The organism is Azospirillum sp. B506 (genome assembly GCF_000333595.1).
In the GTDB taxonomy this organism is placed as follows: domain Bacteria; phylum Pseudomonadota; class Alphaproteobacteria; order Azospirillales; family Azospirillaceae; genus Azospirillum.
In genome coordinates this window covers 1-5,222 of the sequence record NZ_BADK01000053.1, presented here as the reverse complement: position 1 = coordinate 5,222, position 5,222 = coordinate 1, and the positions used below count along the sequence as shown (strand labels likewise).

Sequence of the window (5,222 nt, the reverse complement as noted above, 5' to 3'; positions counted from 1 at the left end):
CGGCGGAAAAGCCGGCCGGCAACGACGTCGGCGCAGCCAAGCGGCCTGCCGGCAGCGCCGTCGGCAATGCCGGGAAGAAGCGCATCTGAGCCGATCCCGCCGCCCGACCGTCGGAAATCCCTCCGGTGCCGCCGCATCCCGGGGGGATTTTGCTTTCGGGGCCGCCTGCCGGCCGGCGCGGGTCCGGGACGCGGCATCGGACATAGACCGCTCCTGATCCTCCGTCCGGGTTTACGGCCGGCCGGGGACGGAGTATCAACAGGGATACACCGCGCGAAAGCCCAATGGCTCCAAGGGCCTGCCTCGGTCATGCTGGCTTGACCGGAGTTCTGGGTGACGGCGGATGGACCGACCACGGGACAAGAGGGTGCCGATGTTCCTCGATTGCTCGTCGCTGATCGCCGAGAACCCGCCGCGGCCGTCAAACGGGATTGCGGTCACGGACATCGACGGCGACGGCGCCTTCGAGCTGGTCGTGGCCGGCTACCGCACCGCCAATCTCGTCCTGAAATGGGTCGATGGCCGTCTGGTCGACATTGCCGGACCGCTGCTCGCCGATCCCACCGGCCCCGCGCTGGGGCTGGCCGCCGCCGACATCGACGGCGACGGGCGGGAGGAGCTTTACGTCGTCAACTGCGACCGCGCCACCGGCACCAAGGACATGGCCGACCGGCTGTTCGCCTGTTTCGGCAAGCACTGGATCGACCTGTTCGCGCAGGCGGAGAATGCCGGGGCGGCCAACCACACCGCCGCGGGGGCGGTCGCGGCGGTCGACCGCTGGGGCCATGGCCGCTACGGCTTCCTGGTGGCGACCGACGGCGGTCCCCTGCGTCTGTACGAACTGACCCGGCGCGGCCGGCTGGAGGATGGCGCGGAGGAGGCCGGGCTGGACTCCATCGGCGCTGCGCGCGGCGTCACGGTTCTGCCGATCGTGTCCGACCATATGGATGTGGTGACGGTCAACGACGGCGGCCCCAACCAGCTGTTCCGCAATCTGGGCGACGGCAATTTCGAGGAGATCGCCGAGGAGCGCGGCATCGCCGATTCCCGCCCGTCGGGACGCGCGGTCACGGCGCTTGACGTCGATGGCGACGGGCTGTTCGATCTGGTGGTCGGCACCTGGGACGGGGCGCAGCGCCTGTTTCACCAGCGCATGGGCGGCGCCTTCATCGAATCGGCCGATGCCGACCTGTCGATGCCCGGCCGTATCTTCACCGTCGTCGCCGCCGATTTCGACAATGACGGCTATGAGGAACTGTTCTTCCACGCCCATGGTGAGCCGAACCGCCTGTTCGGCTGGCGCAACGACCAGTGGCAGGAGCTGGAGCTGGGTGACGCGGCCGAGCCGAAGGGGCTGGGAACCGGCGCCATCGCCACCGACATCGATGGCGACGGCCGGCTGGAACTGGTGCTGGCGCACGGCAACAGCCATGGCGGCTCCGAGTCCGTGGCACAGCCGCTGTCCGTCTATCGTCCGGCGGCCACCAGCAACGGCTGGCTGCGCGTGCAGCCGCTGACCCCCTTCGGCGCACCGGCCCGCGGGGCCGTGGTCATCCTGATCGCCGGCGGACGGCGCCAGCGGCGGGCGGTCTGCGCCGGCTCCGGCTATCTCTGTCAGGGCGAGCCGGTCGCGCATTTCGGGCTGGGGCCGGTGCATGAGGTCGAGCAGGTCGAGGTGCGCTGGCCCGATGGCACGGTGGTGACGGTGGACAATCCACCGGCCGACCGGCTGCTGACCATTCCCTATCCGCCGGAATAGGCGGTCGGGACCGCCGCCCATGACACTGGCGAGATGATGGCTACCCAAATATTTCGGCCTCGCAATGGGTAGGGTCTTTCCTGTCGGCTTCTGTCACATTACAGTGCATTTCGTTGCGGCGCCCGTGGTGCGGGAGATCGCGCGGCATGTCGTTTCGGACATATTCCGTTCCCGCCGCCGAGTCTCCCTGCAATCGGGCGCGTGACAGCGCGCGGGTTTCGGAAGCGGGAGACCGGAAGGCACATGGCACGACGCGACGTCCCTCTGACGGGGGTGGAACGCTTCTTCGATCCGGATGAAGTCATCGTTTCCAAGACCGACCTGAAAGGGCGGATCACCTATGCGAATCGGGTGTTCCAACGGGTCGCCGGCTATGACGAGGCGGAGTTGATGGGCGCTCCGCATTCCATCGTCCGCCATCCCGACATGCCGCGCTGCGTCTTCAAGCTGCTGTGGGACACGCTGGCCGCGGGCAACGAGATCTTCGCCTATGTGGTCAACCGCGCCCACAATGGCGACCATTACTGGGTCTTCGCCCATGTCACGCCGAGTTTCGACGCCGACGGGCGGGTGATCGGCTACCACTCCTCCCGCCGGGTGCCGGAGCGGTCGGCCGTGGACAAGGTCGTTCCACTCTACCGCCAGCTCCTGGACATCGAGACCAGCCATGCCGACCGCAAGCAGGGGATGGAGGCGGCATTCGCCGCCGTCCTCGCCCTGCTGGCGGAAAAGGGGATCGGGTATGACGAATTCGTCTTCTCCCTTTAAGCCATCGCCTCCGAGACCATTGTCCCCGAAGCCATCCTCCCTCGGCAGGGCCGGCGGCCTTGCCGCATTGGGCGCGCTGTCGCTGGCCGTGCTTCTGGCGGTCGATCTGCTGGGGCTGGGCGGAATTGCGCTGCGCGCCGGGCTGGCCGTGGCCGGGCTGGCGGCGCTGGGCGGGGCGCTGCTGTTCCTGCGCCGGGCCTGCGCGGCGGTCGACCGGTTGACCCGGGTGAACCGCGCGGTCGCCGCCGGCGATTTCGAGGCGCGGGTGATCGGCATCCACGAAGGCGGCGCGCTGGGCGACTGATGCACGCAACCAACGATGCCATCGACCGCACCGATGCCTTCATGCGCGAGGCCACCGCCTCCATGCACGCGGTATCGGAACACAAGTATTTCCGCCGCATCGTGCTGCGCGGCATGCAGGGTGGCTTCCTGCACGCCAGCCGCACCATCAACGCGGCGACCGACAGCATCTCGCAGAAGGTGGCGGGATTCGCCGGCGTGACCCGGCGCTTCGAGGACCAGATCAAGAGCGTGTGCAGCGAGGTGGCCGACACCGCCCATCGGCTGGAGGTCTCGGCCCGCACCATGGAGACGGATGCGACCCAGGCCACCGGCAAAGCGTCGTCGGTTGCCGCCTCCGCGGCCCAGACCGGCAGCAATGTCGGCAGCGTCGCCGTCGCGACGGAGGAACTGTCGGCCTCCATCGCCGAGATCGCCCGTCAGATCGGCGAGGTCGCCCGCGTCGCCGAAACCGCCGCCGACGAGGCCGAGCGCTCCAATGCACTCGTGGGCACCCTGTCGGGCGCCGCGCGCACGGTGGGTGACGTCGTCACCCTGATCAACGACATCGCCAGCCAGACCAACCTGCTGGCGCTGAACGCCACCATCGAGGCAGCCCGGGCCGGCGAGGCGGGCAAGGGCTTCGCCGTCGTGGCGCAGGAGGTCAAGCGGCTGGCCGACCAGACCGCCAAGGCCACCGGCGACATCGCCGCGCAGATCGCCGGCATCCAATCCTCCACCGGCGAGGCGGTGACCTCCATCGTCGGCATCGGCCGGACCATCCATTCCATCAACCAGATCGCCGCCGGCATCAGTGCTGGAATCGAGCAGCAGGGATCCGCCGTGCGCGAAATTCTGGTGAACATGGAGCAGGCGGCCGCCGGCACCCGTGCGGTGTCCGATGACATCCAGGACGTGACCGATGCGGCCGGCCGCACCAGCGGCACCGCGCACGAGGTGTTCGCCGCGTCCGGGCGCATGGTTGCCGAGGCCGACCGGCTGACCCGCGAGGTCCAGCAATTCCTGGATGAGATGCACCGCGTTGCATGACGGCATATCGGGATATGCCATCTTGCGGTGCAGCGGAACTGTTCACACCGATTGCCCGGCGAATGTGCATGACGTGTGAATGGGATTCCGCAAAGTGGAATTGATCTGGCGTGCTGCGCCGCGAAATGGATTTTTTGTTGCGAATTTGCGAAGAATTGATGTTACGTGTACGCAACATGAGCGCCGCGCCGATGGAAAATCTGCAACATTTTGAGCAACCCAATGCCGGCATGCCTGCTGTTTCAGCAGCTTAGCTGCAGGAGTTCCCCACAGGGGCGGGCATCGACTGGCCATCCGCGGCCAAGTGCCGCGGAATCCGGGAGGGCGGGGCGTTCGGGTGAAGTTCGGCAACCGTTGGCACGGCTTTTGATTGGGGGATCCACGGACGGTCATGACGGGGGACAACACGATGAGCATGGCGGGCACCGATCTGTTCGAGTTGTCGCGGGGCGTTCTGGATGGTGCGTCGAAGAAGGTGTCCTTGATCGAGGACATCACCCGGCGCACCAAGATGCTGGCCATGAATGCCCTGATCGAGGCGGCGCGGGCCGGCGATGCCGGGCGTGGCTTCGCGGTCGTCGCCAACGAGGTGTCGGAGATCTCGACCCAGGTCAACAGCATCACCAAGGAGTTGCGGTCGGAGATCGTCGCCCGCGTCGATCATCTGACCACCACCGGCAGTGCCATGGTGCAGGAGATGCACGGCAAGCGGCTGGCCGACCTGTCGCTCAACATGATCGAAATCATCGACCGCAATCTGTATGAGCGGTCCTGCGATGTGCGCTGGTGGGCGACCGACAGCGCGGTGGTCGAATGTGCCTCCGACCCGACGGAGGAGGCCCGCCGCCATGCCTCGCGGCGGCTGGGCGTGATCCTGGAATCCTACACCGTCTATCTCGACCTCTGGATCGCCGACCGCAATGGGACCGTCATCGCCAACGGCCGGCCGGACCGCTATCCCGGTGCCCGTGGCGCCAATGTGTCGGACGAGCCATGGTTCCGGCAGGCGCTCGCCACCCGCAATGGCAGCGAGTTCATCGTCGGCGACGTCGCCCGCAACCGCAGCCTGGACGACCGCGTCGTCGCCACCTACGCCACCGCCATCCGCCGCGACGGCGAGTCGGACGCCGGCGCCATCGGGGTGCTCGGCATTTTCTTCGACTGGGAGCCGCAGGCCGCCGCGGTGGTCGAGGGGGTGCGGCTGGAGGCCGGCGAACGCGAGAAGTCGCGCTGCCTGCTGCTCGACGCCCGCCACCGGGTCATCGCCTCGTCCGACGGCCGCGGCCTGTTGACCGAGACGGTGCCGCTTCGCCGCAATGCCGGCACCATGGGCCACTACATCGACGACAGGAACCGCCTTTCG

The 5,222-nt window shown here is 67.8% G+C and carries 6 protein-coding genes; all 6 read left to right on the top strand.

Annotated features, from left to right (window positions below; genetic code table 11):
* Window positions 1-373 precede the first annotated feature (373 nt).
* The gene (locus I71_RS01655) at window positions 374-1,759 is read left to right on the top strand and encodes a CRTAC1 family protein (RefSeq protein ID WP_042689326.1); all 1,386 of its coding nucleotides are present in this window, start codon (window positions 374-376) and stop codon (window positions 1,757-1,759) included.
* A 243-nt stretch (window positions 1,760-2,002) separates the two neighbouring features.
* A complete protein-coding gene (locus tag I71_RS01650) occupies window positions 2,003-2,527 on the top strand; it encodes a PAS domain-containing protein (protein WP_042689323.1) in 525 nt (174 codons plus the stop codon).
* Between the two features lie 67 nt (window positions 2,528-2,594).
* Window positions 2,595-2,831, top strand: a complete 237-nt coding sequence (locus I71_RS39315; protein WP_244433557.1) for a hypothetical protein — start codon at window positions 2,595-2,597, stop codon at window positions 2,829-2,831.
* The gene (locus tag I71_RS40425) at window positions 2,831-3,859 is read left to right on the top strand and encodes a methyl-accepting chemotaxis protein (RefSeq protein WP_280109834.1); all 1,029 of its coding nucleotides are present in this window, start codon (window positions 2,831-2,833) and stop codon (window positions 3,857-3,859) included. The genes I71_RS39315 and I71_RS40425 overlap by 1 nt, the downstream gene beginning before the upstream one ends.
* A gap of 110 nt (window positions 3,860-3,969) precedes the next feature.
* Window positions 3,970-4,113, top strand: a complete 144-nt coding sequence (locus tag I71_RS38105) for a hypothetical protein (RefSeq protein ID WP_159107333.1) — start codon at window positions 3,970-3,972, stop codon at window positions 4,111-4,113.
* A gap of 137 nt (window positions 4,114-4,250) precedes the next feature.
* The coding region (locus tag I71_RS01640) for a methyl-accepting chemotaxis protein (protein WP_244433556.1) at window positions 4,251-5,222 on the top strand (972 nt) is incomplete at its 3' end.

Coding starts and splice junctions, on each gene's coding strand:
- I71_RS01655 (WP_042689326.1), top strand. CDS start 374: ATGTTCCTCGATTGCTCGTCGCTGATCGCCGAGAACCCGCCGCGGCCG.
- I71_RS01650 (WP_042689323.1), top strand. CDS start 2,003: ATGGCACGACGCGACGTCCCTCTGACGGGGGTGGAACGCTTCTTCGAT.
- I71_RS40425 (WP_280109834.1), top strand. CDS start 2,831: ATGCACGCAACCAACGATGCCATCGACCGCACCGATGCCTTCATGCGC.